At 71.9% G+C, this 24,246-nt stretch carries 22 protein-coding genes; 12 read left to right on the top strand and 10 right to left on the bottom strand.

Going from position 1 to position 24,246, the window contains the following annotated elements:
* Positions 1–54: 54 nt before the first annotated feature.
* From HV824_RS14830 to HV824_RS14815, 4 genes are read left to right on the top strand one after another with little or no spacing between them, the layout of a single operon-like run.
* On the top strand, positions 55–2,682 hold the full coding sequence (locus HV824_RS14830) for a penicillin-binding protein 1A (RefSeq protein ID WP_217917399.1): 2,628 nt from the start codon (positions 55–57) through the stop codon (positions 2,680–2,682).
* A complete protein-coding gene (locus HV824_RS14825; RefSeq protein WP_176423556.1) occupies positions 2,679–4,028 on the top strand; it encodes a VCBS repeat-containing protein in 1,350 nt (449 codons plus the stop codon). The genes HV824_RS14830 and HV824_RS14825 overlap by 4 nt, the downstream gene beginning before the upstream one ends.
* On the top strand, positions 4,025–5,395 hold the full coding sequence (locus HV824_RS14820) for a peptide ABC transporter substrate-binding protein (RefSeq protein ID WP_176423555.1): 1,371 nt from the start codon (positions 4,025–4,027) through the stop codon (positions 5,393–5,395). The genes HV824_RS14825 and HV824_RS14820 overlap by 4 nt, the downstream gene beginning before the upstream one ends.
* A gap of 10 nt (positions 5,396–5,405) precedes the next feature.
* Complete coding sequence (locus tag HV824_RS14815) at positions 5,406–7,055, top strand: ATP-binding protein (protein ID WP_176419185.1); 1,650 nt, start codon at positions 5,406–5,408, stop codon at positions 7,053–7,055.
* Position 7,056: 1 nt separating this feature from the next.
* On the opposite strand, the gene HV824_RS14810 is transcribed toward HV824_RS14815, so the two are convergent.
* The 4 genes from HV824_RS14810 to raiA all read right to left on the bottom strand — a co-directional run bounded on the left by HV824_RS14810 (position 7,057) and on the right by raiA (position 11,000).
* Positions 7,057–7,881 carry a class I SAM-dependent methyltransferase gene (locus HV824_RS14810; protein WP_176419184.1) on the bottom strand — a complete coding sequence of 275 codons (825 nt, stop codon included), beginning with the start codon at positions 7,879–7,881 and terminating at the stop codon, positions 7,057–7,059.
* Between the two features lie 51 nt (positions 7,882–7,932).
* Positions 7,933–8,265, bottom strand: coding sequence for an SMR family transporter (locus HV824_RS14805; RefSeq protein ID WP_176419183.1), 333 nt, complete (start codon positions 8,263–8,265; stop codon positions 7,933–7,935).
* Between the two features lie 137 nt (positions 8,266–8,402).
* Entirely contained in the window at positions 8,403–10,496 is a 2,094-nt protein-coding gene (locus HV824_RS14800; protein WP_176423554.1) for an MXAN_5187 family protein, read from the bottom strand.
* 144 nt (positions 10,497–10,640) lie between these two features.
* Positions 10,641–11,000, bottom strand: coding sequence for a ribosome-associated translation inhibitor RaiA (raiA, locus tag HV824_RS14795; protein ID WP_176419181.1), 360 nt, complete (start codon positions 10,998–11,000; stop codon positions 10,641–10,643).
* Positions 11,001–11,168: 168 nt separating this feature from the next.
* On the opposite strand from raiA, the gene HV824_RS14790 reads away from it, so the two are divergent.
* Together HV824_RS14790 and HV824_RS14785 are read left to right on the top strand one after the other, a co-directional pair.
* Complete coding sequence (locus HV824_RS14790; RefSeq protein WP_176419180.1) at positions 11,169–11,531, top strand: response regulator; 363 nt, start codon at positions 11,169–11,171, stop codon at positions 11,529–11,531.
* Between the two features lie 83 nt (positions 11,532–11,614).
* Complete coding sequence (locus HV824_RS14785; RefSeq protein ID WP_176419179.1) at positions 11,615–12,064, top strand: hypothetical protein; 450 nt, start codon at positions 11,615–11,617, stop codon at positions 12,062–12,064.
* A gap of 7 nt (positions 12,065–12,071) precedes the next feature.
* Here the strand turns inward: HV824_RS14785 and HV824_RS14780 are convergent, their stop codons facing one another.
* On the bottom strand, positions 12,072–12,977 hold the full coding sequence (locus HV824_RS14780; protein ID WP_176419178.1) for an N-acetylmuramoyl-L-alanine amidase-like domain-containing protein: 906 nt from the start codon (positions 12,975–12,977) through the stop codon (positions 12,072–12,074).
* Positions 12,974–14,008: a HEAT repeat domain-containing protein gene (locus HV824_RS14775; RefSeq protein WP_176419177.1), complete on the bottom strand. Its 1,035-nt coding sequence runs from the start codon at positions 14,006–14,008 to the stop codon at positions 12,974–12,976. The genes HV824_RS14780 and HV824_RS14775 overlap by 4 nt, the downstream gene beginning before the upstream one ends.
* A gap of 98 nt (positions 14,009–14,106) precedes the next feature.
* On the opposite strand from HV824_RS14775, the gene HV824_RS14770 reads away from it, so the two are divergent.
* Together HV824_RS14770 and HV824_RS14765 are read left to right on the top strand one after the other, a co-directional pair.
* Positions 14,107–14,424 carry a DUF4398 domain-containing protein gene (locus HV824_RS14770; protein ID WP_163785162.1) on the top strand — a complete coding sequence of 106 codons (318 nt, stop codon included), beginning with the start codon at positions 14,107–14,109 and terminating at the stop codon, positions 14,422–14,424.
* 17 nt (positions 14,425–14,441) lie between these two features.
* A complete protein-coding gene (locus HV824_RS14765) occupies positions 14,442–15,851 on the top strand; it encodes an OmpA family protein (RefSeq protein WP_176419176.1) in 1,410 nt (469 codons plus the stop codon).
* 93 nt (positions 15,852–15,944) lie between these two features.
* Here HV824_RS14765 and truD read toward each other — a convergent pair whose 3' ends face one another.
* The 3 genes from truD to HV824_RS14750 are packed head-to-tail and all read right to left on the bottom strand — an operon-like array spanning position 15,945 to position 19,319.
* Complete coding sequence (truD, locus tag HV824_RS14760; RefSeq protein WP_176419175.1) at positions 15,945–16,979, bottom strand: tRNA pseudouridine(13) synthase TruD; 1,035 nt, start codon at positions 16,977–16,979, stop codon at positions 15,945–15,947.
* Positions 16,976–18,319 (bottom strand): DUF4388 domain-containing protein, encoded by a 1,344-nt coding sequence (locus HV824_RS14755; RefSeq protein ID WP_176419174.1) that lies wholly within the window; start codon positions 18,317–18,319, stop codon positions 16,976–16,978. Before HV824_RS14755 ends, truD begins: the two co-directional genes overlap by 4 nt.
* A gap of 7 nt (positions 18,320–18,326) precedes the next feature.
* On the bottom strand, positions 18,327–19,319 hold the full coding sequence (locus HV824_RS14750) for a DsbA family protein (RefSeq protein WP_176423553.1): 993 nt from the start codon (positions 19,317–19,319) through the stop codon (positions 18,327–18,329).
* 72 nt (positions 19,320–19,391) lie between these two features.
* Between HV824_RS14750 and HV824_RS14745 the strand changes: the two genes are divergently transcribed.
* Positions 19,392–20,453: an asparaginase gene (locus HV824_RS14745; RefSeq protein ID WP_176419172.1), complete on the top strand. Its 1,062-nt coding sequence runs from the start codon at positions 19,392–19,394 to the stop codon at positions 20,451–20,453.
* Between the two features lie 48 nt (positions 20,454–20,501).
* Complete coding sequence (locus tag HV824_RS14740) at positions 20,502–21,425, top strand: GGDEF domain-containing protein (protein ID WP_002640842.1); 924 nt, start codon at positions 20,502–20,504, stop codon at positions 21,423–21,425.
* Between the two features lie 16 nt (positions 21,426–21,441).
* Here the strand turns inward: HV824_RS14740 and HV824_RS14735 are convergent, their stop codons facing one another.
* Positions 21,442–23,055 carry a HEAT repeat domain-containing protein gene (locus HV824_RS14735; protein ID WP_176423552.1) on the bottom strand — a complete coding sequence of 538 codons (1,614 nt, stop codon included), beginning with the start codon at positions 23,053–23,055 and terminating at the stop codon, positions 21,442–21,444.
* 111 nt (positions 23,056–23,166) lie between these two features.
* Here HV824_RS14735 and rpsU point away from each other — a divergent pair, with 111 nt between their 5' ends.
* Both rpsU and HV824_RS14725 read left to right on the top strand, forming a co-directional pair.
* A complete protein-coding gene (rpsU, locus tag HV824_RS14730; protein ID WP_002614080.1) occupies positions 23,167–23,361 on the top strand; it encodes a 30S ribosomal protein S21 in 195 nt (64 codons plus the stop codon).
* A 104-nt stretch (positions 23,362–23,465) separates the two neighbouring features.
* The gene (locus HV824_RS14725) at positions 23,466–23,924 is read left to right on the top strand and encodes a GatB/YqeY domain-containing protein (protein ID WP_176419170.1); all 459 of its coding nucleotides are present in this window, start codon (positions 23,466–23,468) and stop codon (positions 23,922–23,924) included.
* Positions 23,925–24,246: the final 322 nt, after the last annotated feature.

Below are 24,246 nucleotides of genomic sequence, written 5' to 3'. Positions count from 1 at the left end.
GCGGTTCCCGTTCAGTGTCCCCCGGTCTAACCTGCGGACTTTCCTTCCAACGCAATGAGCACGGCTCCCCAGATGCCCTCTTCGCCCGATTCCTCCACACCCACTCCCCCCGCGCCGCCTCCGCGACCGGGGTTCGGTGCCCGGCTGTGGCGCTGGACGAAGCGGCTGCTCATCACCGGCGTCGTGTGCCTGGTGCTCGGCGCCATCACCGTGGCGGGCGGCTACGCGTACTACAGCCAGGACCTGCCCTCCGTGGACGCGCTGCGCAACTACCAGCCGCCGCAGGTGACGAAGGTGACGTGCGGTGACGGCACGCTCTGCGCCGAGTTCGCGCGCGAGCGGCGCACGTTGATTCGCGTGGAGGACCTGCCGCCCCACGTCCGCAACGCCTTCCTGGCCGCCGAGGACGCGGACTTCTACAAGCACGAGGGCCTGGACTTCTTCGGCATCACCCGCGCGGCCATCAAGAACCTCATCCCCAACAGCCGCAAGTCCGGCGCGTCCACCATCACCCAGCAGGTGGTGAAGAACCTCCTGCTGTCCCCCGAACGCACGTTCTCCCGCAAGGCGCGCGAATGGATTCTCACGCCGCGCGTGGAGGAGGCGCTCACCAAGGACCAGATTCTCTCGCTCTACATCAACCAGTCCTATTACGGGCAGCGCCGCTACGGCATGGAGGAGGCGGCCCTCTTCTACTTCGGCAAGCACGCCAAGGACTTGAACGTGGGCGAGGCCGCCGTGCTCGCGGGCACGGTGCAGCTCCCGCACCGCATCAACCCGGTGACGAACATGACGCGGGCGAAGTCGCGTCAGCGCTACGTGCTGGACCAGATGGCGCGCAACGGCTTCGTGTCCGCGGACGTGGTGGAGGCGGAGAAGGAGAAGCCCATTGTCCTGGCGCCCCGGCGGGGCAAGGTGGCGGGGCCGTATTACACGGAGGAGATTCGCCGCACGCTCATCGCGCGCTACGGAGAGCAGGTGGTGATGGAGGGCGGGCTGCGCGTGGACATCGCCATGGTGCCCAAGCTCCAGCTCGCGGCGGAGCAGTCGGTGCGCGACGGGCTGGAGGCGGTGGACCGGCGCCAGGGCTACCGCGGCCCCCGTGGCGCGCTGGAGCAGGGCCAGTGGGAGCGCTACCGGGCCCTCATCGCCACGCGCATCGAGGAGGCGGGCCGCCGGCAGAAGGACCAGGGCTACGTCGCGGACCTGTCCTCGCTGGCGAAGGTGGAGAAGGAAGCACCGAAGGCGCCCGAGCTTGCGGGAGCGCCCCTGGACCCGCTGGAAGAGGAAGGCACCGAGGAGCAGCGGCCGGACCTGACGCCCGAGGACGAGGCGCCGCTCTCCGCGGACCAACTCCTGGCGCAGTCGGTGCGCCTCAAGCCCATGGAGGAAGGCCTGCGCCTCACGGGCTACGTCATGCAGGTGGACGACAAGCGCAAGGTGGCGCGCGTGGACCTGGTGGGCCGCACCGCCGAGGTCTCCTTCGCGTCCGTCACCTGGGCGCGGCGGAAGGGCAAGGGCGCGCCGAAGAAGATTTCCGACGTCTTCACGGAGGGAGAGCTCGTCTTCGTGCGCGTGCTCAAGGCGCCGCCCGCGCCGGCCTTCGTGGAAGCGACGCTGGACCAGGTGCCCGAGGTGCAGGGCGGGCTGGTCGTCATTCGCCCGGAGAACCGGCACGTGGTGGCGCTGGTGGGCGGCTATGACGCGGAGCGCTCGTCCTTCAACCGCGCCACACAGGCGAAGCGGCAGCCGGGCTCGTCGTTCAAGCCGTTCCTCTACGCCGCCGCCATGGGCAGTGGCCGCTACACGCCGCTGTCCAAGGTCAATGACGCCCCCGAAGCCGTCCGCGACCCGTACACGGGCAAGACGTGGAAGCCGCAGAACTACGACCGTCAGTTCCAGGGGCCGATGACGCTGCGCGAGGCGCTCACCAAGTCGAAGAACACGGTGTCCGTGCGCCTCATCGAGGCGCTCACCCCGGCCACCACCATCGACTTCGCGCGCCGGGCGGGCATCCACTCCCCGCTGCCGGAGAACCTCACGCTGGCCCTGGGCACCGGCGAGGTGACGATGCTGGAGGCCGCCAACGCCTACGCCACGCTCCAGGCCAGTGGCCGCTACGCGGAGCCCTTGATGCTGCTGCGCGTGCGCGACGCGCGCGGAAAGGTGCTGGAGGAGCACCAGCCGGCCTTCGAGGAGACGCTGCCGCCCGCGGTGGCCTACCTCACCACGTCGCTGATGCGCAGCGTGGTGGAGGACGGCTCGGGCCGGGCCGTGCTCGCGCTGGAGCGCCCCGCCGCTGGCAAGACGGGCACCACGCAGCAGTCCCGTGACACGTGGTTCTCCGGCTACACGGCGGACTGGGTGGCCAGCGCGTGGGTGGGCTTCGACAACAACGCGCCGCTGGGCGGCAGTGAGACGGGTGGCCGCGCCGCGCTGCCCATCTGGCTCCAGTTCATGCGCGTGGCCCACGAAGGGCTGCCCACGCGGGAGTTCGAGGTGCCCCCTGGCGTCGTGCAGGTGCGCATCGACCCCATCAGCGGACTGCTGGCGGGCAACTCCGTCCCGGGCCGGCTGGAGCCCTTCCTCGAAGGCACGCAGCCCACCGCGGAGGCGCCACCGCCGGGGCAGGTGACCACCGACCAGTTCTTCCTCGACGAAGGCAACAGGCGGGGATTGTGAGCCCTGCCCGAGCCCTGCTGCTCGCCCCCGCGCTGGCCGCGCTCGCGGCGCCCGCGGCCGACACCACCGCCGCCATCCCCCGGCTCGCCCGGCAGGTGACGGGAGCCGTGCGCGCGCAGCGTGGCGTGGAGGCGCCGGTGGCCGTGAATGTCACGGGCGGCTCGGCCGAGCTTCGCCGCGCGGTGAGCACGGTGCTCGCCTCGCAGCTCGCCTCCGCGGGCCTGTCGCCCGTGGTGCTGGATGCGCCCACGGCCGAGGCCGCCGAGACGCTGGCGCGCGCGGGCGGTGCCCGGACGCTGGTGCGGCTCTCGCTGGACGTGGAGGGTGGCGAGCTGCGCGCCCGGGGGGATTTGATTGGCACCTGGGTGAACTTCTGGTCCGGCCGCACGCCCACGCGTTCGCCCAAGCCCGCCGCCACGTTGGTGGAGACGGTGCCCGCGGACCCGACCGTGTTGGCGCTCGCGTTGGAGAGTGGAGGCGCTCCGCCCACCTCCCCCCCGGAGACGGGGCCTCGCGGCATCCGGCTGCTGGGCGCGGCGCTGGCGCGGCTGGAGCATCCCCTGGCGGCGCTCGCCGCCGGGGACCTGGACGGCGATGGCCGCGATGAAGTGGTGGCCCTCACGGAGCATGACGTCTCCGTCTTCGACGCGGAGGGGCGGCTCGTCGCGCGCAAGGCGCTGGACACCCTGCCCGCTGGAAGCGCCACCACCCGGGAGCCCTTTGGCGCGTTGGCGTTCCTGCCGGGGCCACCCCGGCTGGCCGCGTGGAGCACCCGCCATGCGCACGGCGAGCTGCTGGCGCTGGACAAGGCCCGCGCCACCCTGCGCGCCGTGGGGACGCTGGACACGGCGCCGCTGGGCGCGACCGAGCGAGGCACCTTCGTTCCGGGACAGACGGCCTTCGCGCCCACCGTGAAGCTGGCGGAGGGCCGCCCGCTGACGGTGCCCGCGCCCTTCACCACCGCGAGCCTGGATGGCCAGCGGATGCTGTTCGTCCACCCGGATGGCACCGCGGCCTTCTACGCGCACGCCGGCGCGGCCCCCGCACGATGGACAAACCTGGGCGCCGGCAGCGCACTGGGAGACCTGGATGGGGACGGCGTGCCGGAGCTCATCACCACCTCGACCCAGCTCGCGCCCTCCCCCGACGTGCTGCGCGTGCACGGCGCCTCCGGGGACGACCCCGGCACGCAGGAACCGCTGTGGCAGGGCGCCCTGCCCACGGGCCGCGCGCTGTACGTGGTGACGGCCCGGCTGGACGGCGACCAGCGCCGCGACGTCGTCGTGGGCCTCTGGAAGCCGGACGGCACCAGCGAGCTGTTCCTCCTGCGCCAGGGGGCGCCATGAGACTCCGCTCCACCCTGGCCTGCCTGGCGTTGCTCGCGTCCGCGTCCGCGCAGGCGGCCGGCCGTCCTCGTTACGGGGGCGAGCTGCGCGTCGCCCATGACGGCCCGCCGGAAGTGGCCGAGCCCGCGCTGGCCGACACGCCCCTGGAAGCCACCCTGCTGGGGCTGCTGTCCCCCCCGGTGTGCCGGGCCACGCGGGACGGCGGCTTCGAGCCCGCGCTCGCGCGGGAGCTGTCGCGCCCCACACCCCAGTCCCTGCGCATCACCCTGCCTGACCCCGCGTCCGCCACCGCACTCGCGCGGGCATGGATGCGGCTGGCGAGCAACGACGGCGCATCCCCGTACCGGGCCCTCCTCCATCCGCTGCGCGGCGAGGCGCGGCAGGTGACGCCGCGGGGCACCACGCTGGAGCTTGCGCTGGCCTACCCCTGGCCGGACCTGGAGCGCGCGTTGTGCCACCCGGCGCTGGCGCCGCCCGCCTCCGCCAGCGCCCTGGGCCCCTTCACCGCCGCGGGACGCGGAGCCCTGGAAGCGCGGACGGCCTGGCCTCAGGGGCGCCCGTACCTGGACCGGCTGCTGCTCACCGCCACGGACCAGCGCGGCCTCTCCCGGCTGTGGTCGTCCCGGCAGGTCCAGGTGGAGCTGGGCGTCGCGGCGGAGACGGACACCACGGCCGGCGCGCCGCTCTACGCCACCTTCCTGGCCTTCTCCCCGCGGCGGCTGCCCCCGGACTTCCGGCAGGCCGTGGAGAGCGCCATCGACCGCGAGGACCTGACCCGCCTCTTCGTCCAGGCGCCCGCGCAGCCCATGCCGCACCTGCTCCCGCCAGCGATGCTGGACGCGCCCGCGCGCCCCCGGCCATCCGCGCCGTCGGCGAGGCCCGCGAGGACGGTGACGCTGCGCTACGACGCCTCGGTGGAGGACCAGCGCGCGGTGGCGGAGCGCATCCAGGTGAAGCTGCACGAGCGCGGCTACACCGTGGCGCTGGAGGCGCTCCCCCGCGCGGCCCTGCGCGCCCGCTGGGCCCAGGGCGACTTCGAGCTGATGCTGCACGCGCTGCTGCTGCCGCCCATCCCCGGGCCCGCGCTGGCGGTGGTGCTGGACGCGGGTGGGCGCAAGGACTTGCTGGGCGTGGAGCTGCCCGCCATCGGCGCGCTTGCGTCCTCCGCGGCGCGGGACGCGCGGGCGCGCGAGCGGGCCCTGGCCCTGGCCGCGTCCGTGCCCCTGGTCCCCCTGTACGCGCAGGGGCTGGGAATGCGCTTCGCGCCAGACGTGGGCGGGGTGATGATGGACGCACAAGGCCTGCCCTCGCTGGACGGACTGCACGTGCTTCCAGCGGAGGGGACGGCGATGGGAGGACGTCCTTGAGGAGAACGGCATGCGTTTGAGGACGCGGCTGGCGCTCGCCTTCGCCCTGCTGGCCCTGGTTCCACTCGCGGTCGTCGTGCCGCTCACCCTCACGCGCTTGCGCGACACGTTGTCGCGCGAGCTGGACGCGCGCATGGAGGCCGCCACCGCCTCCGCGCAGGAGTCCCTGGAGCGCTCCGGTGCCACCGCCCGCCGCGCGGTGGAGGAGCTGGTGGACAGCACCATCATGGAGGACCTGGCCCGCGAGGCCCGGGAGCGCCCCACCCGCGCCATCCAGGCCGGCACCGCCGAGGGCCTGATGAAGAGCCGCGGCCTGAGCGTGCTGGCCCTCTTCGATCGCGACGGCCGGGTGCTCTCCTCCGGCCACCTGCCCGCGCGCCGGGGAGACCCGGACCCGGCCCTCTTCGCCGTCACGCGGGAGAAGTCCCCCCGGCCCGTGCCGGTGCGCGTGGAGGTGCGCACGGCCTCCGGCTTGCGTCAGCTCCCAGCGCTCGTCACCGCGCGCCCGGTGGACTTCGGGGACCTGCGGCTGTGGGCCGTGGGCGGCGTGCTGCTCGATGAGGGCCTGGCGCAGCACCTGGCCCGCCTCACCCAGACGCAGGTGGCGCTGCTGGTGGGTGACACGCCCCTGGCCAGCGCGGGCACCGCCGAACCGCCGACGGTGACGAAGTCGCTGCCGCTGGGGGAAGCGGCCACGGTGCGGCTCGTCTTCAGCCGCGCGGCGGCGCGGGAAGCGGAGCAGGGCGTCATGCGCGCCTTTCTCCTGCTGGCGGCGCTGGGCGGCACCTTCGCGGTGCTGCTGGGGCTGCTGGTGTCGCGGTGGATGACGCGGCCCGTGGAGGCCCTCACCGAGGGCGCCCGCCGCGTGGCCGAAGGCGCGCTGGAGTCCCAGGTGACGGTGAAGGCCAGCGGCGAGGTGGGCGAGCTGGTGCGGACGTTCAACCGCATGACGTCCGAGCTGAAGGCCACCACCGAGCGGCTGATGGCCAGCGAGCGCATCGCCGCGTGGCAGGAAGTGGCGCGGCGGCTGGCGCACGAAATCAAGAACCCGCTGACGCCCATCCGCATGTCGCTGGAGACGCTCCAGGCCGCGCAGGAGGCGAAGCACCCGCGCTTCCCGGACATGTTCAAGGAGAGCGCGGGCGTGGTGCTGGAGGAAGTGGACCGGCTGCGCCGCATCGTCGACGAGTTCAGCCACTTCGCGCGGATGCCCAAGCCGCAGCTGGCGCCGGTGGACCTGGGCGAACTGGCGCAGAGCGTGCTGGCGCTGTACGCCACGCCTCCAGCCGGCATCCAGATTCTGCCCACGCTCCAGACGGGCGTGGTGGCGCGGGCGGACCGCGACCAGCTCACCCAGGTGCTGGTGAACCTGGTGAAGAACGCCGAGGAGGCCATGACGTCCACGGGCGGCACCCTGCGCGTGCGCGTACGCTCCACCGAAGCCGACGCCATCGTCGAGGTGGAGGACACCGGCCCCGGCATCCCCCTGGAGCACCGCGCCCGGATCTTCGAGCCCTACTTCACCACCAAGGACGGCGGCACCGGCCTGGGGTTGGCCATCGCCTCGCGCATCCTCCAGGAGCACGGCGGCAAGCTGGAGGTGGGCGGAGAGCCCGGCCACGGCGCGCGCTTCAGCCTCGTGCTGCCGCGCACGGCCTGACTCAGACGCTGCGCTCCGCGAAGCGGACGTGGACCAGCGCGGGCAACCGTTCCTTCACCCAGGGCAGCATGTTGAGACCGCTGTAACCGTACCGGAAGAAGCCCCGCGGGAAGCTGTAGGGCTTCAATTCCACCTGGCGGATTCGCGGCGCCCACCGCCGCAGCGTCGCCTCCAGCACGTCACGGTTGATGCCCCAGGGCATGGGTGGCACCTGGTACGCGCGAGTGCGACGCAGCCCCTTGAGCGTGCACCGCGAGAACCAGCGGGGAATCGTGTCGAAGAGGAGCTCGGCGCCCGGGAAGCGCTCTGCGATGTCCACGATGAGCCGACGGACGTCGTCTTCCTCGAAGTACATGAAGAGGCCCTGCGCGACGATGAACACGCCCTTGCTGGCGTCCACGCGGTCCATCCATGCGCGGTCCAGCGCGCTCACCGGGAAGTGCATCAGCCGCTCGTTCGGCGTGAGGAAGCGCTCCCGGATGGCCACGGCTTCCGGAAGGTCCACGCTCAGCCAGCGCAGCTGCCCGTTGTCCAGCCGCTGCGCCTGCGTCTCCAACCCTTCTCCCAGCGACACCACGAAGCCGTCAGGGTGCGTGGCCAGCCACGCGCGGATGCACCGGTCCATCGCCACCGCGCGAATCGCGAGGGACGGCTCCGCGCGGCCAAAGGACTTCTCGAAGTCGTAGTCGATGGCGCCGTAGATGCGCAGCGCCTCCGCGTCCTTCAGGACGCCGTCCGGCCGCTTCGCCTCCCCTGCCCGGCAGTGCAGCGTCCAGAGCATCGTCTCCGGAATCCCCGTCAGGTTCGGTACGTACCGCGTCTGCATCGTCCCCTCCTGACATCAACGACGTCTCCCGGGCGAACTCCGCCAGGCGCCTCAGTGCGCCGCCGACCTGGAGAAGGTGTTGATGACGATGACGCCCGCCAGGATGAGCCCGATGCCCACGAGCGCGGGGACGTCCAAACGCTGGCCGTGAAGGAGCCACGCCACGCCGGAGACGAGGACGATTCCCGCCCCGGACCAGATGGCGTAGGCGATGCCCGTGGGGATGGTCCTCAACGCGAAGGACAGGCAGAAGAAGGCCACGCCATAGCCCAGCACCACGAGGAGGGACGGACCCAGCCGCGTGAAGCCGTTGGAGCTCTTGAGCGCCGAGGTCGCCACCACCTCGGCGACGATGGCAATCCCCAGATAGACCGCGTTGTGCATGAACCGCCTCCGCGGGCCTCTATAACCACTGGCTCCGAAGGCGGCCAACGCGAACGTCCGAAACGAGAAGGCCCGCGGCCTCTCGAGGAGACCACGGGCCTTCCGCGCTTCAGCAGCGGCCAGGGCCGCGCGCGGGCTCAGTCCTTGACGGGCGTGGCCTTGAGGGCCGCCTTGCCTTCCTTCACGTAGACCTGGAAGCGCACCGTCTTGCACGCGTACTTCTGGACGAGCTGCTCCTTGTTCTTGCGGAGCTTCTGCACGAACTTGTCGTACGTCAGGCCGTCCGCCGCCTCGCCACACCGCTCACGGGTGGTGAGGAACTCGCGGAAGACATCCTGGAAGTGCTGCTCGTCGGTGAGCGCCACCGCGGAGTTGCCCAGGCCCGGCAGCGGAATCGCGGCGGGCTGAGGGGCGGAGCGCGGCGGCGGCATGGGGATGGCGTCCGACGTCGAAGGCCGCGCGCTGGCCTGGAGCAGCTCGCGCGGAATCGCCGCCACGCGCGTCGTCTCCGGGCTGTCCGGCGCGGCCTGCGAGGCCGCCAGGGCGAAGGGGTCCGCCGCCTGCTGCAGCGAGTACGCCGCCGTGGGCTGGTCCTCGAAGGCGAACGCACCCCGGCGAGGGGACGCGGGCGACAGCGCCTCGGGGCCACCAAAGGCCTCGGGCGAGGGCTCGAACGGCATCGCCCCCGCGTGCGCGGGCGGCTGCTGCGGCGGCGCGGGGAACGGGAACGCCTCGGCCGAGCCGAAGGGGTCCGCCGCGGGCGCGGGCGCCGGAGGGGCAAAGGCGAACGGGGCCGCCGCGGGAGCAGGAGGCGGAGCCGGCGGGGCGAACGCGAACGGGTCTCCCACGGGCGCCTGCGCCGGGGGCGACATCGCGAACGGGTCTCCCGATGGCGGCGGCGCCTGCAGCGCGAACGGGTCCGCCGCGGGCGCGGGGGCCGGAGGAGCAAAGGCGAACGGGTCGGCGGCGGCCGCCGGAGCCGCGGGAGGTGGCGCGAAGGTGAACGGGTCCGCCTCGGGCGCCGGAGCCGCGGGCGGCGGCGCGAAGGCGAACGGGTCCGCGGCGGGCGCCGGAGCGGCCGGCGGCGGCGCGAAGGCGAACGGGTCGGCGGCGGGCGCGGGGGCCGGAGGCTGCGTGACGGCGGCCGGAGCGGGCGCCGAGGCCATGGCGGCCGACAGGCTCAGCGTGTCGGAGCTGCCACTGGACGCCTCCGCGTCATCTGCCTTGCGGCCGGAGCCCATCATCAGCGTCCAGAGGAGGCTCAGGCCCAGCAGGCCCGCCAGGGCGAACAGCGCGTTCTGCTGATACGCGGCCAGCGCGCCCAGCACCGGCTCCGTGCTGGCGATGGCGAGCACCTCCAGCGGCGTGCTGGCCAGCGCGCGGCGCGAGCCCACCATCAACGGCGCGCTCCCGCCCAGGGGGTCACCCTGGGTGAAGACGGGCAGCGCCACTGGGCCCAGCTCCAGGAGCTTGCCGGTGCTAAGCACCACACCCGAGGCCTCCGCGGCGACCTTCGTCAGCGAGCCTTCCGCCAGCAGCTTCTGCGGACCGGCGACGCCCGCCAGCGCGTCGCCCTTCACCAGCGCCAGCGCGGCCACGCCCGACGCCTGGACGGCGGCTTCCAGCCCGCCCTCGTCCAGCAGCGGCGCGCCCAGCACCAGCGTCACCGCGGGCGCCCCGGCGTGCCACGACAGCGGCACCGCGGCGAACGCGTGTGGCGCACCGAAGGCATCCACCACGCTGGCACCGGACTTGACGAGGCTCACCACGTCCAGCTTCGCCGCGTCCGAGGACGGCTCGGCCCCGGCCACCGCGTGGAACTGCGTGTCCTGGGAGACCACGGCCACCACCGCGCCCTTGAGTTCCGGGGGCACCAAGGCCTCGACGGCGCCGCGCACCGCGGCGAAGCGCTCGGCGGTGAAGACGCGGGCGGCGGCGGCTTCCGCCTCGGCGCGCTCACGCTCGCGCTGGCTGCGCGGCGCGGGCTGTTCAGGAAGCGGCGGCGCGGCGGCGGACACCACTTCCGGCATGGCCGCGAGCTTCAGCGCCAGCGACTGCACCTCGGCACGACGAGAATCCACACGGCGCGCCACCTCGGCGGCGCCCGCGGAAGATTGGGCCGATGCACCGGCGACGGCGCGCTCGCGCAGCGGTCCCGACAGCATCGGCAGATGAGCAACGCCCAGTCCGATGACCAGGAATGCGAAGACGAGGAACTTGAGGCGGACCATCGCCGTCCTTTTAGCCCGAGGTTGAAGGGTTCCGCTTATAGCGTTCACCGTTCGGCCCCAGCAAGATTCGGGCACTGGACAAGACAAGCCCGGCCGCCAGGTGTACAACCTGGGAGGCCGGGCTCATGCCGCCGCCAACCGCGACTAGTAGGTGGGAACGTCGGCCGCCACGTCCTCGGGCAGGCCGTTGGTGTGGACATCGCGCCGCTTCCCCAGCATGCGCTTGAGGCTCTTCTCCAACCGGTCACGCGTTGCGTCGATGGCGGGGAACAACGAGTCCGCCGTCTCCGTCACATGCACCGAGGAGAGCCCGGGCATTCGCACCGTGACCCGGCACTCCTTGTCCACGCCCCCCTTGGGCCCGTTGGTGTCCACCAGCGAGATGTCGATTTCCGCCGCCTCGTCATCCGCGAACCGTTCGATATGGCGCACCAGGTGTTCGTCGACATACGACTTGAGAGCATCCGACAGGTCCAGGTGCACTCCACGCAGCAACACCTTCATGGCATTTCCTCCGAGCCCAAAGATGGGCAGCCTGACGCCCGGTGGTGAGCCACCCCCTGTCCATTCGTGGAGCCCCCGTGACGCCCCCCTGCTCCCCGGGCGGCTGGGCAGCGGAGCGCCCGTACCCGGGGAGGACGAATCCCGCCGCGGCGCGGGTTTCTCAAGGGCATGGGCGCCGAGCGAATCAAGATCTTGCTGGTCGAGGACGACGGGGACAGCCGGGAGCTGCTGGCGGAGCTCCTGGAGTCGGAGTTCGACGTGAAGACGGCCACCGATGGCCTGGCCGGCCTCGAGATGTTCGAGGCCGAGCACCCCGACGTGGTCGTCACGGACGAATCGCTCCCGGGCATGTGCGGCACCGAGCTCGCGCAGAAGGTCAAGGAGCGCGAACCCCGGGCCCGCGTCATCCTCGTGTCCGGTTACACCCAGGTGCAGGGCTCTGAACACTGTGACGTGGTGCTGCGCAAGCCCATCGACGTGGAGCGCCTCAGCGCCGCGGTGTGCAGGCTGGGCGACGAGGCGCGGCACTGAACGAAGTGACGGGCCCCGGGTGCCGTCCACGCGTCGCGGACCTACTATTTTCCTCCAGACACCCACGGGCTGGAGGGACGGCGATGAAATACTGTGCCAGGTGCGGCTCCGAGTATCAGGACGGCGTCAACGCGTGCGCTGACTGTCCAGGCAACCCGCTCCTCGTGAGCGCGGAGGAGATGCGCAGCAGGGGGCTGCCGCTCCCGCATGAGCTGGATACCCGCGTCTTCGTCCGGGCCGGCTCCGCGGAGGACCCCTTCACCGCAGAGGCCTACGCGCAGCTCCTCCAGGACGCGAACATCCCCGTCCTGGTGCGCGCTGGCCGCTCGGGCGTCGTGGACAAGCTGACCACCGGCAACGTGCTGCCCTGGTGGGAAATCCACGTCCCCGCCGACCTGCAGGTCCGGGCCGCGACGCTGATTGAGCAGGAGCGCCTGCGGGAGCTGGCCACGAACGACGAGGCCGCGGCCGCCGCGGAGGCCGAGGAGCGGGAGAGCGAGTCCCCCGCCGCCGCGCCGCCACCGGCCTCCTGAACGGCGCTCAGGGCACCGGGCGCGACACCGAGCCGCCGCTCGGCACAGCGGGGCGGCGGGGCTCGAAGAGGCTGACGCCCGTCACCCTCCACTTCGAATAGCGGCCGTTGCGGGCCAGGAACGTCTCCAGGTCCTCGTCCACCACGCGGTTGTAGCCCCCGCGCGAGGCGTGGCGCAGGTACGTGCGCTTCTTGCGCTGCACCACGAAGCCCAGGTGGGTGATGCGGGTGGCCTTCAGCGGCAGGTCCTCCCGCAGCACCACCAGGATGGTGCCCGAGGGGATGTCGCGCGCGTGCGCCATCACCCGCTCCAGGGGCAGCATGTTCAAGGAGTACGTGCCCACCACCTGCCGCGCCTTGGGCAGGCCCAGCGCCTGCGACGAGCGCGACTGCCAGGTGCGCTCCGTCAGCGACTTCGTCACCTTGACGGCGTCATTGCCCGCGTAGCGCCGCGTCACGTCCGACAGGAAGCCCTTTCGGATGTTGTTGGGCAGCCACTGCGCCTCCATGAGGTGGTTGCGGTCCTCATAGGTGGGCGCGCTCGCGTAGCGGATGCGCTCGAGCAGCGGCGCCACCTCGTCCTCGCTGCCCGCGAGGCTCAGCGCCATCGACTGCTCCACGAAGGTGAGGCAGTCCACCGCGTCCAGCCGGAAGGTGGGGTCGGGGTCCACGCCCTGGCCCTCGCCCAGCGGCGACAGGACATAGGGCGTGTTGATGAAGCGCTCGCTCATCCGCAGCAGCCGCCCGGCCAGCGGCGCGTCCGCGTCCTCCGACACGAGCGCGGCGCGCGCCTGTGCGCCCAGCCCCACCCAGCCATTGGGCTTCACCGGCCGGGCGCCCACGTCCTCCGAGGGCGTAGAGACCGCGGGCGCCTGCGACAGCAGGGCCGCGGCCAGGACCGCGGCGACCTTCATTGCGCGACACCCGCCTTGCGGAGGATGGCCTTGCGCCGGTCGTCACGCAGCTGGAGCGTCTCCAGCTCCCGCTCGTACGCGAGCTTCTCGTCGGACTTCGCGTTCCACGACGCCAGCACCAGCCACTCCAGCATCGACGCGTCCCCGCCCTCGTGGAGGATGCGGGCGGCGCTGGCGGCCAGCACGCGGTCCTTGTCCTCCAGCAGCGGCTTGAGCGCGGGCGCGGCCTTCTTCGCGCTGACACCTTCGTAGAGCTCCAGGCCCTGCCGGCGCACGAAGCGGTCGTCGGAGCCCAGCAGCTTGCCCGCGAAGGCGAAGCCGTCCGGAGAGCCCAGCCGGCACAGGCCTCGCGCCGCCGCGAAGCGGGTGCTCTCCGAATCGCTGGCGAGGAACTCCTTGAGGGCCGGCCCCTGTTTGGCGTCCCCCGCCTCCCCCACGGCGGCGAGCAGGGCCGCGCGCACCTCCAGCTCCGGCTCCTTCCGGGCGGTCTTCACCAGCAAGGCGCCCATCTTCGGATTGCGCGAGGCGCCCAGGGCCCGCGCCGCCTCGCGGCGCACCCCGCTGCTCTTGTCCTCCAGCAGCGGCACCAGCACCTGGGTGAGCCGGCTGTGGAGCTTCGCCAGACCCTGCGCCGCGTACATCCGCACCGCGCTGTCCTCGTCCGACGCCAGGCCCGCCAGGGTGGGCTCGGCGGCGCGCGTTCCCAGCCCCGCCAGCACCGCGGCGAGGTTGCGGCGCAGCCGCTCCTCGTGGACGGTGCGCAGCGTGGAGGCGATTTCCCGGGCCGCGTAGGCCTCCTCGCGCAGGAAGCGCAGGCGGGAGATGGCCGCGGGGACGGCGCCACCCCGCACCACGGTCTGGATGACCGCGTCCGTGTCCGCGCGCCGGGAGTTCCGCTTGGCGGCGGACGCCGGTCCAGACAGGGCGGTCCAGGGGAGGAGCAGCGAGAGGAGGAGGACGAGGCGGACGGACGAAGGCACGGGCCCCCGACGATGGCAAGGGCGGAGCCAGCCGTCAAAGTCCCACCACATGCCCGGCCCCCCGGCCGGCGCGTCTGCCCGATTCTTGACCCTCCCGAGGGCGATTGATACGACCGTCAGGTTTCACCTCTCTCTCAAGGCGCCACCCTATGAAGAAGCTGATGGCGTTGGTGGCGGTGTCGGGGACGCTCACCGCGTGCGGCCCCGTGAAGTCCACCGCGAACATCCTCGACGCTGAAGTGCAGATTCAGGCCGCGCGCACCGCCGGGGCGGAGAAGCTCGCTCCCTACGAGTGGACCGCCGCCAACCTGTACATCGGCAAGGCCCGCGAGGAGGTGGGGTACTCCGACTATCAAGCGGGCGTTGACTTCGCCGTGAAGGCCTCCCGCTACGCCAACGAGGCCCGCGAGAAGGCCATGGCCGTGGCCGGCGGCAACGAGCCCGGCGGCCGCACTCCGAACCCGTGATGACCGAGCGCTCCCCGATGACGCGTCCTTTCCTCGTCACGCTGCTTCCCCTCCTCTTCTCCCTCTCCTGTGTCAGCGGCAGCAAGATTCGCGCGGACACGGAGGTGCTCGCGGCCAACGTGGAGCGCGCCCGCCGTAGCGGCGCCCTGCGCTGCGCGCCCGTGGAGCTGGCCACCGCGGAGGCCCACCTCGACTTCGCCCGTGGCGAGCTGAGCCAGGGCAACAGCGGCCGCGCCGACACCCACGCGCGCACCGCCGACGCCGCGGTGAACCGCGCGCTGGAACGCTCCAAGAGCTGTGGCCCGCGCCAGGTGCTGGTCCGCGAGCGGCCGGAGGCCCCGCAGCCGCAGCAACCCCAGCAACCGCAACAGCCGCAGGTGGTGGTCCGCATCGAGGAGACGGACAGCGACGGCGACGGCATCCTGGACAAGGACGACCCCTGCCCCGACCAGACCGAGGACATGGACGGGTTCCAGGACGAGGACGGCTGCCCCGACCCGGACAACGACAACGACGGCGTGCTGGACGGCAACGACAAGTGCCCGCTCACCCCCGGCGTGCCGGAGAACCAGGGCTGCCCGGCCGAGGCGCCCAAGGACCGCGACGGCGACGGCATCCCCGACAACGAGGACAAGTGCGCCGACCAGGCCGAGGACAAGGACGGCTTCCAGGACGAGGACGGCTGCCCCGACCTGGACAACGACAACGACGGCATCGTCGACACGGCCGACAAGTGCCCCGACGAGGCCGGCCCCATGCAGAACCTGGGCTGCCCCATCGTCGACAAGGACGGTGACGGCGTCCTCGACGTGGACGACAAGTGCCCGGACGAGCCGGAGGACAAGGACGGCTTCCAGGACGAGGACGGCTGCCCCGACCTGGACAACGACGGCGACGGCACGCCGGACGTCCAGGACAAGTGCCCGGGCGAGGCCGGCCCGGCGGAGAATGGCGGCTGCGCGGACAAGGACACCGACGGAGACGGCATCGTGGACCGGCTGGATGCGTGCCCCGAGGAGCCGGGCGTCCAGGAGGAGCGCGGCTGCGCCAAGCAGTACAAGATGGTCGTCATCAAGCGCGACCGGATTGAAATCAAGAAGCAGATCCTCTTCAGCTCCGGCTCGCACAAAATCTACGGCAAGCAGAGCACCGCGGTGCTCGACGACGTGGCGCAGGCCCTGCGCGACGCGCCGTGGATCAAGCGCATCCGCATCGAAGGCCACACCGACTCGCTGGGCAACGACGCGTCCAACCTGCGCCTGTCCCAGCGCCGCGCGGACTCGGTCATGGCGCAGCTCATCCGCCGCGGCATCGACCCGGGCCGCATCAAGGCCGTGGGCTTTGGCGAGACGCAGCCCATTGCCCCCAACAGCACCAAGACGGGCCGCGCGATGAACCGCCGGACCGAGTTCAAGGTGGCGGAATAACAGCCGCCCTGCCCCGGCCGCACCTGGCCGGGGCCCGACGCACCCGACGCCTCCGGGGCCTCGCGCCCACGGGGGCGTCGTCGTTTCGGGGGCTCAGCCGTCCTTGAGCAGCTCGTGGAGGACCTCGGTGGCATACGCGCCCCGAGCCAGCTCGAAGGTGAGCCAGAGGTCCTCGCCGTCCGCCGTCTGCTCCGCGGTCAGCTCGGGCGAGCCCAGGCGGACGCGGTAGGGCCGGCGGCTGCCTTCCGTCTCACCACCACCGCGCTTGAAGTCGTCCGGCGTGACGCCCGCTTCCGTCAGCAGCCGCGCCTCGAGCTCGGCCACGGCGCCGGCGGACGCCGTCATCTTCGGTCCGAAGAGCGGCCCGGCCGGGCTCACCTCGAAGGCGTCCACGCGGGGCCCGTCCACCTCGGGTGACTCGCACACGAAGAGGCCACCTGTCTCCTCCTTGCGCAGCACGTCGCCAGCGAGCGCGGTGGCCAGCGTCCCCGCGCGCAGCCGCGCCGCCAGCGCCTGGTTGAACAGGCGCGACTGGAAGGCGGACAGGTACAGCTTGCGCTGGAAACGGTCCGGCCGCTTCGGCAACCGCTGGCCCAGCACCAGCAGCCGGCCCAGGTCGGCGTTGTCCCCTGCCCGGCCGAAGCGCTGCTCGCCGAAGTAGTTGGGCACGCCCTGCGCCACCAGCCGGGAGAAACTCTCCCGCGCCGCGCCGGAGTCCTTCACGCCGCGCAGGCGCAGGCGGAACCGGTTGCCCCGCAGGTGCCCGGTGCGGAGCTTGTTGCCGTGGCGCTTCGTCCACAGCACCTGGACGCCGTCCAGGGCGAACTCCGGCACCTTCGGCTCGGCGCGCGCGGGCACGGACACCAGCTGACGGGTGATGGCGTGCCGGTCCTTCATCCCCGCCACGCCGATGTCGTCCTCGGACACGCCCAGCGACGCGGCCAGCGCGCGCACCAGCTCGCGCGTGTCACGGCCCCGCTTCTCCACCCAGAGGTAGAGGTGCTCGCCCTCGCCGGAAGGCAGGTAGGCGGGGACCTCCTCCACCTCGAAGTCCTCGGGCACCAGCTTGAAGGCGCCCCCACAGCCGGGCACCTCCGCCGTCAGACGCGGCCAACCTGAATCCGTCACGATGCCTCGAGCGTGGACAGCAGTTCTTTCACGCGGCGGGCCAGGTCCTCGTCCGCGCGTGACTCCAGCAACTCACCGGCCTGGAAGAGCAGGAAGAACATCATGTCGCTGAGCGCCTGCCGGAAGGTCGCCAGGGGCTCGCTGCCCAACTGGGCGCGGTGGCGCTCGAAGCTCTCCATGAGCTTGCTCTCCGGGAGGCTGCCGTCCGGAGCGAAGGCCAGCCCCTCCAGCACCGGCGACGACGTCAGGCCCTGACCGGAGAGGGCCGCGTTGGCCGCGGCGATGAACTCGCGGTCCATGCCCTGCTTGGCCACCTCGTCGCGAATCTCCCGGAAGATGAAGTTGAAGACGCGGGCCACCGGGCGCGGGTCCACCGTCACCACCGCGCGCGCGGGCGTGCGGGCCGGCGCCGCGGCCTGCGTCGTGCGCTCGGGCGGCTGGGGAATCGGCGTCGGGACGCCCGGGCCCGGCACCATCAGCGGCTTGTCCGTCACCGAGGCGAAGCCGCCCTCCAGCAGGCGGAAGACGACCTTGGTGACGTCGAACTCCGACAGGCGCGCGGCGTGCCCCAGCTCCAGGATGGTGCGCCGGCCGTCGAGCAGGCCCAGCACCCGGTCCTCGTCCTCCTCCAGCTTGCCGTCCGAGGCGCGCTTGCGCGTCACGTACAGCCGACCGTGGGGGATGCGCTTGCGGAAGTGCGCCATCTCGTCAATCTTCCGGATGCTGTCCATCAGCAGGCTCTGCGTGGACAGCTGGATGATGTGACCGGACTTGTCCTCCACTGACTGGTCGATGAGGAAGAAGTTCCCCTCCCGGCACAGGACGATGGCGTGGAAGATTTCGCTCACCTGGTGGGTGACGCACTTGAAGAGGTCGTGCGACTTGAGCAGCCCCTTCTCCACCAGTGAGCGCCCCACCTTGGAGGGCGGTTGCTCGCGCAGCGCCGCCTCCACCTGGGCGCGCTCCACGTAGCCCATCCGCACCAGCACCTCGCCCAGCCGGTCGGCCGGGTCGTCGGAGGAGGCGCCGCGCACCTCGCCCTCGCGCAGGGTGACCGAGCGCTCTCCGCCCGGCGAGTGGACGCGCACCACGCCGCTCCAGCGCGACTGGCTGAGGAAGGCGATGAGGTCCGACAGCGGGAAGCCGCCCGCGTCCCCCGCCAGCACCACGCGCGGCACCGGGATGGAGCCGCCCTCCGCGGGCGTGCGGGAGAACACCAGCAGGTCGGGCGCCGTCGCCATCAGCGCGTACGTCCCCGAGCGCCCCGCCAGCGGTGAGGGCACGTGCCGGTCCTCGGGGACGAGCTGCGCCGACGCGTCGATGCGGAAGCGGGGTGTCATGGCGGCGTCAGTCAGCCGCCCAGGCGTTCTTGTTGGCGGACCACTCCAGCTCGTCTTCCAGGCTGTGCGTCAGCATCTGCGCCTCCACGAAGGACAGGTCCAGCGCGCGTCCGTTGAAGTACACGGCGGGCGTGCCGCTGATGCCCGCCGCGCGGCCCTGGCCGCGGTAGCCGTCCAGCTCCTCCTTGTACGCGTCCGTCTTCAGCAGCGCCGCCAGCTTCGCGCCGTCCAGGCCCAGCGACGTCGCCAGGGCGGCAATTGCCTCCGGCTTGAGGTTGGACTGGTGCTCGAAGAGGGCGTCGTGCATCTGCCAGAACTTGCCCTGGTCCCTCGCCCACAGCGCCGCCTGGGCGGCCTGCCTCGCGTTGGGGTGCATGGACAGGGGGAACGGCAGGTAGCAGAAGCGCACCTGCTGCGCGTGCTTCTTGGCGAAGGCCTCCAGCACCGGGCGAGCCTTGGCGCAGTACGGGCACTCGAAGTCGGAGAACTCCACCACCGTCACCGGCGCGCTGAGCGGGCCCATGCACATCCGGTCATCCACCTTGAACTGCGCCCGCGGGTCGCGGAAGGCGGCGTAGTACGTCGACAGGGAGAGGATGACCTCGGTGGCCGGGCTGCCCTCGGACACCATCCGCGCGGCCTGCTGCGCCATGCGCCGGGCGTGCTTGCAGGGGGTGTGCGACTTCAGACAGGCGCCCAGCGTGTGGGGGCAGCCGCAGTAGCAGAACTCGTCATTGAAGACGGTGGCCAGCTCCCGCTTCGCCGTGGGCGACAGCGAGGAGAAGTCCATGCCCGGGATGCCCGACACCGCGGCGGCCGGGTCCACGGGCGCGGCGACGGGCTCGGAAGGCGCCGGAGCGGCGGGAGCCTGCGGGGCCGGGGCGGACGACGCCGGCTGCCCTCCGGTCGGGGCCGCGCTCTCGGGATTCTTGCACCCCGGGGCCGTCAGGACCGCGGCGGCCAGCAGGGGAACGACACGCTTCCAGCAGGAAAGGAGCACGCGGCGGGTCTTAGCGACGCGCGCGGGGCTTGTAAAGCAACGCCAGCCTTGGCAGGGAAGCCCCTGTTCATCATGCCCAGAGTCCTGCTGCTGCATACCGGGGGTACGCTCGGAATGGCCGGGGGCCGCCCGTCCGCCCTGAAGCCCGCGGCCTTCTTCAAGACGCTCAAGGCCCGCGCGCCGGAGCTGTTCGAGCTGGCCGACATCGAGCTGGAGCTGTTCAGCAACCTGGACAGCTCGGAGATGCAGCCGGAGCTCTGGAGCCGGATGGCCGCGCACCTCCACGCGCGCCTTCCCCACTTCGACGGGGCCGTGGTGACCCATGGCACGGACACGCTCGCCTACACCGCGAGCGCCCTCTCCTTCATGCTGCGCAACCCGCCCTGCCCCGTGGTGTTGACGGGCTCCCAGCGCCCGTTGGGCAAGATTCGCTCGGACGCGCGGCTCAACCTCATCGACGCGGTGCTGTCCGCGCTGCACGGCCCTCGCGAGGTCACCATCTGCTTCGACTCGCGCCTGTACCGGGGCAACCGGGCGCGCAAGGTGAAGGTCTCCGAGTACGACGCCTTCGACAGCCCCAACTTCCCCGTGCTGGGCACCCTGGGCGTGGACGCCACCTTCGAGCCGGGCCTCAAGCCCCGCGGCGCCTTCCGGCTCCATGAGCGGCTGGACCCCAAGGTCTTCCTCCTCAAGGTGTACCCGGGGCTGGACCCGGCGTTGCCGCTCCAGTTGCTGCCGCACGTCCGAGGACTGGTCCTGGAGGCCTATGGGGCAGGCAACTTCCCCATCGACCCGGAGCAGGGGCGCTCGCTCAGGCCCCTCTTCCTTCAGGCGCGGGAGCGAGGCGTCCCGGTGGTGGTGGTGAGCCAGGCGCACCGGAATGGCGTGGACCTCTCCTTGTATGAGTCCGGAGCGGAGGCGCTGGAGGCCGGGGCGATGGGCGGCGCGGACATGACGCCGTCGGCGGCCCTGGTGAAGCTGATGCAGGGGCTGGCCTACCACTCCGGGGCGTCCGGGGCCCTGGCGCGCTACATCCAGGGGCCGGTGGCCGGAGAGTTGACCGTCGGGAGGCCGACAGTGGCCCCGGAGGCCCCCCGGAGGTCCCCGGCCACCCGGCGGCCCCGAGGAGAGTAGTGGAGAGTCGGGCAGTATGCTTGCCGCCGCGAAAAGGCGGCCCGTAAGATGGGTGCTGCGATGTCCGAGGAGAAAACTTCCGTCCATTCGATTTCGGACCTGCTGGGCAGCGCCCAGCAGCAGAGCGCCTATCTGATCGTCATCAGCGCCAAGTCCGCGGCGGGCATCGGGCGGATGTTCAAGCTGGACCGCTCCGAGGTCGTCCTGGGGCGCAGCTCCGAGGCGCAGTTCCAGGTCGAGGATGACGGCATCTCCCGCAAGCACGCCAAGGTGGTGGCGCTGGGAGACGGCCGGTTCCAGCTGGTGGACCTGGCCAGCACCAACGGGACGTACCTCAACGGCCTGAAGGTCAACGCCGCCCCGCTCTACGACGGCGACAAGATCCAGATTGGCTCCAACACCGTCCTCAAGTTCTCCATCCAGGACGCGCTGGAGGAGCAGTACCAGCGCAGCATCTACGAGTCCGCCACGCGTGACGGCCTCACCCGCGTCTACAACAAGAAGTACTTCCTGGAGACGGTGCGCAAGGAGTTCAGCTACTGCCTGCGCCACCGGGTGCCGCTGTCGCTGGTCCTCTTCGACGTGGACCACTTCAAGAAGATCAACGACGCGTATGGCCACCCGGCCGGTGACTACGTGCTGACGCGCATCGCCCAGCGGGTGAGCGACACGGTGCGCACCGAGGACCTGCTCGCGCGCTACGGCGGCGAGGAGTTCGCGCTGATGCTGCGCGAGTCCGCCGAGGACCAGGCCCTGGCGTGCGCGGAGCGCTGCCGGTACGCCGTGGACAAGGCGGACTTCGTCTTCAGTGGCACGCCCATCAAGGTGACCATCAGCCTGGGCGTGGCCACGCTGCTGGACTCGGACTTCTCCCAGCCCGAGGACCTCATCGCCGCGGCGGACAAGTACCTGTACCGGGCCAAGCGCGCGGGCCGCAACCGCGTGGACGCGAAGGCCGTCAGCGGGCTCTGAGCTTCGGGCGCGGCGCCTACGGGCCGAAGCCCAGCCGCCGCAGCGCCTCGCGCGACACGTGCTTCACATGGGAGTCCGGGTCGCGCGCCGCTGCGTCCGACAGCGCCGCCGCCGCCTGCGCGCCACCGATCCGGCCCAGGGCCATGGCCGCGGCCACCCGCACCGCGGCCTCCGCGTCCTCCCGCAGGCACCCGGCCAGCGCCTTCACATGGGACGCGCGGCCGATCTGCTCGAGCGCCTCGGCGGCGGCGGTGCGCACCGCCGCATGGTCCGACTCCAGCAGCATCGCGGCGTCATCGCCCCGGGACGTCTGCCGCTGAAGCGTCAGCAACTCCAGCGCGGCGCTCACCACCTCGGGAGCCCCATCCCTCAGCGCACGCGAGGTGGCCTCCGGCACGCCCGGTTGCCGCGTCGTCAAACCGCTCAAGGCCCGCACGGCCCCCGCGCGAAGCAGCGGCTGCGCATCTGTCAGGAACGACTCCACCGAGGACACCCGGTCCCGAGCCCCCTCGCTACAGTCCGCCAGCTGTGCCAGCGCGGCCCCTCGGACGGACGCGGACAGGGCCTTGTCCCGGGCCGTCCCCAGGAAGAAGGCCGCACACCCCTTCTCCCGCGCCATGGCCTCCAGCCACGGCCGCGCGTGGGTCGCGTCACGCGACTCGATGTGCCGCTCCGCCACCGTTCGCAGCGGGACGCCTTCCGCCTCGGCCAGCGCCCGCGCGGCGTCCCGGCGCACCCACCGGTCCGGATCCCCGAGCGCCCGCTCCAGCTCCCGCGTCGCCAGCGGCCCGTACACCCGCAGCGACTCCACCGCGCGCCGGCGCTGGAGGGGGTCCGCCACGGTCAGCGCCGGCTGCATCCCCTCCAGCTCCTTCGAATACACGGCGAAGAGCCGGTTGATGCGCGCCTCCTCCGCGGGCTTCGCCTCGTCCAGCAGCATCCGCCCCACCGACGACCGGCTGCGCCCGGCCACCACCTTGAGCGCGCTGGCGCTGACCGCATCCAAGCTCGCTGGCCGCGTCGCCATGACGTCCAGGACGACGCGTGCGGGCTTGCGGCCCAGGAACCCGGCCAGGTGGGCCAGCGCCGAGCTCCGAACCGCCAGGTCCTCCGCGTACAGCTCCAGCTCCAGCGCCTCGCGAATGGCCTCCCGGCGCCTCCACACACGCGCCGCGGCGTTGGCGCCCCGAGGTCCCGCCTCCCGCAGGAACCTCGCGGAGGAAGCCCCGGCGGCCGCCGCGGCGCGAGCCGCCGTCAGACACGCGTCCAGGTTGGACGACACCGGCTCCGCCAGGACCCAATCCACCAGCGCCCGGCGCTCCGTGACGCCCTGACGCCTGGCCTCCGCGCGCACCGCCGCCCACCGCACCCGCCAGTCCGGATCCTTCATGGCGGAGACGAGCGGCGCACGGGGAATGGGCCGCTGCCCCGCCAGGCCCTGCACCCAGGAATCCACCTGGCCGCCCGGCAGGCAGCTGCGACAGGTCCGAGCGCGCAAGGCCGGGTCCGTCACGTGCCGCTGGCAGGACATCCAGCACTCACGGGTTGGCGTCCCCCCCTGCTGCTGGCCAGTCATCAGGAGTACCATCAGGAGGAGGGCCGGGCTCACGAGGCGGACAGTGTAGTCCATCCGACCTGGCGTTTTCGTCCAGCGGCCTTGCGTTTTCCGTCTCAGTGGGTCATACCCGCTGCCCCTTTTGATCTACACCCACATCTACGTACGGCGGAAGGAGGTGACTGCATGCCCGGTATCCGAGTGAAGGAAGGAGAGTCCATCGAGAGCGCTCTCAAGCGTTTCAAGAAGGCCACCGAGAAGGCTGGAATCCTTTCCGAGATCCGTAAGCGCGAGCACTACGAGAAGCCTTCCGTGAAGCGGAAGAAGAAGGCCCTCGCCGCCAAGAAGCGCGCTGTGAAGAAGGCCCGCAAGTCGTTCTAGGCGCGTGCCTCGCGCGAGGAGCCGGGGCCCCACCGCTGTCAGGTGCCCTGGCTCCCGCCGTCGAAGTCCCCCTGAACAACGTCTCACCCTCCGGAGTCGCGACCATGGCCACCCTGAAGGAGCGGATCGACGCGGACCTGAAGGACGCGATGCGGTCCAAGAACGAGCTGACGCTCAGCGTGCTGCGGATGCTCAAGAGCGCGGTGAAGTACAAGGAAGTGGAGCCCGGCGCCTCCGCCCTGGATGACGCGGGAATCCTCACCGTCATCGCCGGCCTCATCAAGCAGCGCCGTGACTCCGTGGAGCAGTTCAAGACGGGCGGCCGCCCGGAGCTGGCGGAGAAGGAAGAGGCTGAAATCAGCATCCTCCAGAACTACCTGCCCAAGCAGCTGACCGCCGACGAGCTGTCCGCCGAGGTCCGCACCGCCATCGCCGAGACGGGCGCCAAGGGTCCCAAGGACATGGGCGCGGTGATGAAGAACCTCAACGCCAGGATTCACGGCAAGGCGGAAGGCCGCGCCATCTCCGACGCCGTGAAGGCGGAGCTCGCGAAGCTGTCTTGAGCCATTCACCGTTTTGAGGTCAGCGCTGGCGCTGTCGGGAAACCGGCGGCGCCTTTGCATTGAAGGGCTGGACAGGGATGCGGAAACTTGCTCCCTCGGCCCCCCGTCATTAAGTGCCTGGGTCAGTCCCGCCGCGGCGCCCGCTCACCCCAGCGGAAAATCGCGCGCAGGGGCCTCAGGAGTCCACCCCATGCCGCAACCACCCCCTGCCCGCGCGAGCGCTCCGGCGTCCGCCCCCCTGGGGATGATCCGCCAGGTCGGCCGGCGGGCAGGCGACGTCAGCCGTGTCCGGCAGGATGTAGGGGCTGGGCCCGCCCAGGGG

It is taken from the genome of Myxococcus sp. AM009 (assembly GCF_013372605.1).
GTDB classification, from domain to species: Bacteria; Myxococcota; Myxococcia; order Myxococcales; family Myxococcaceae; genus Myxococcus; species Myxococcus vastator.
This window is presented reverse-complemented; position numbering and strand designations above follow the sequence as displayed.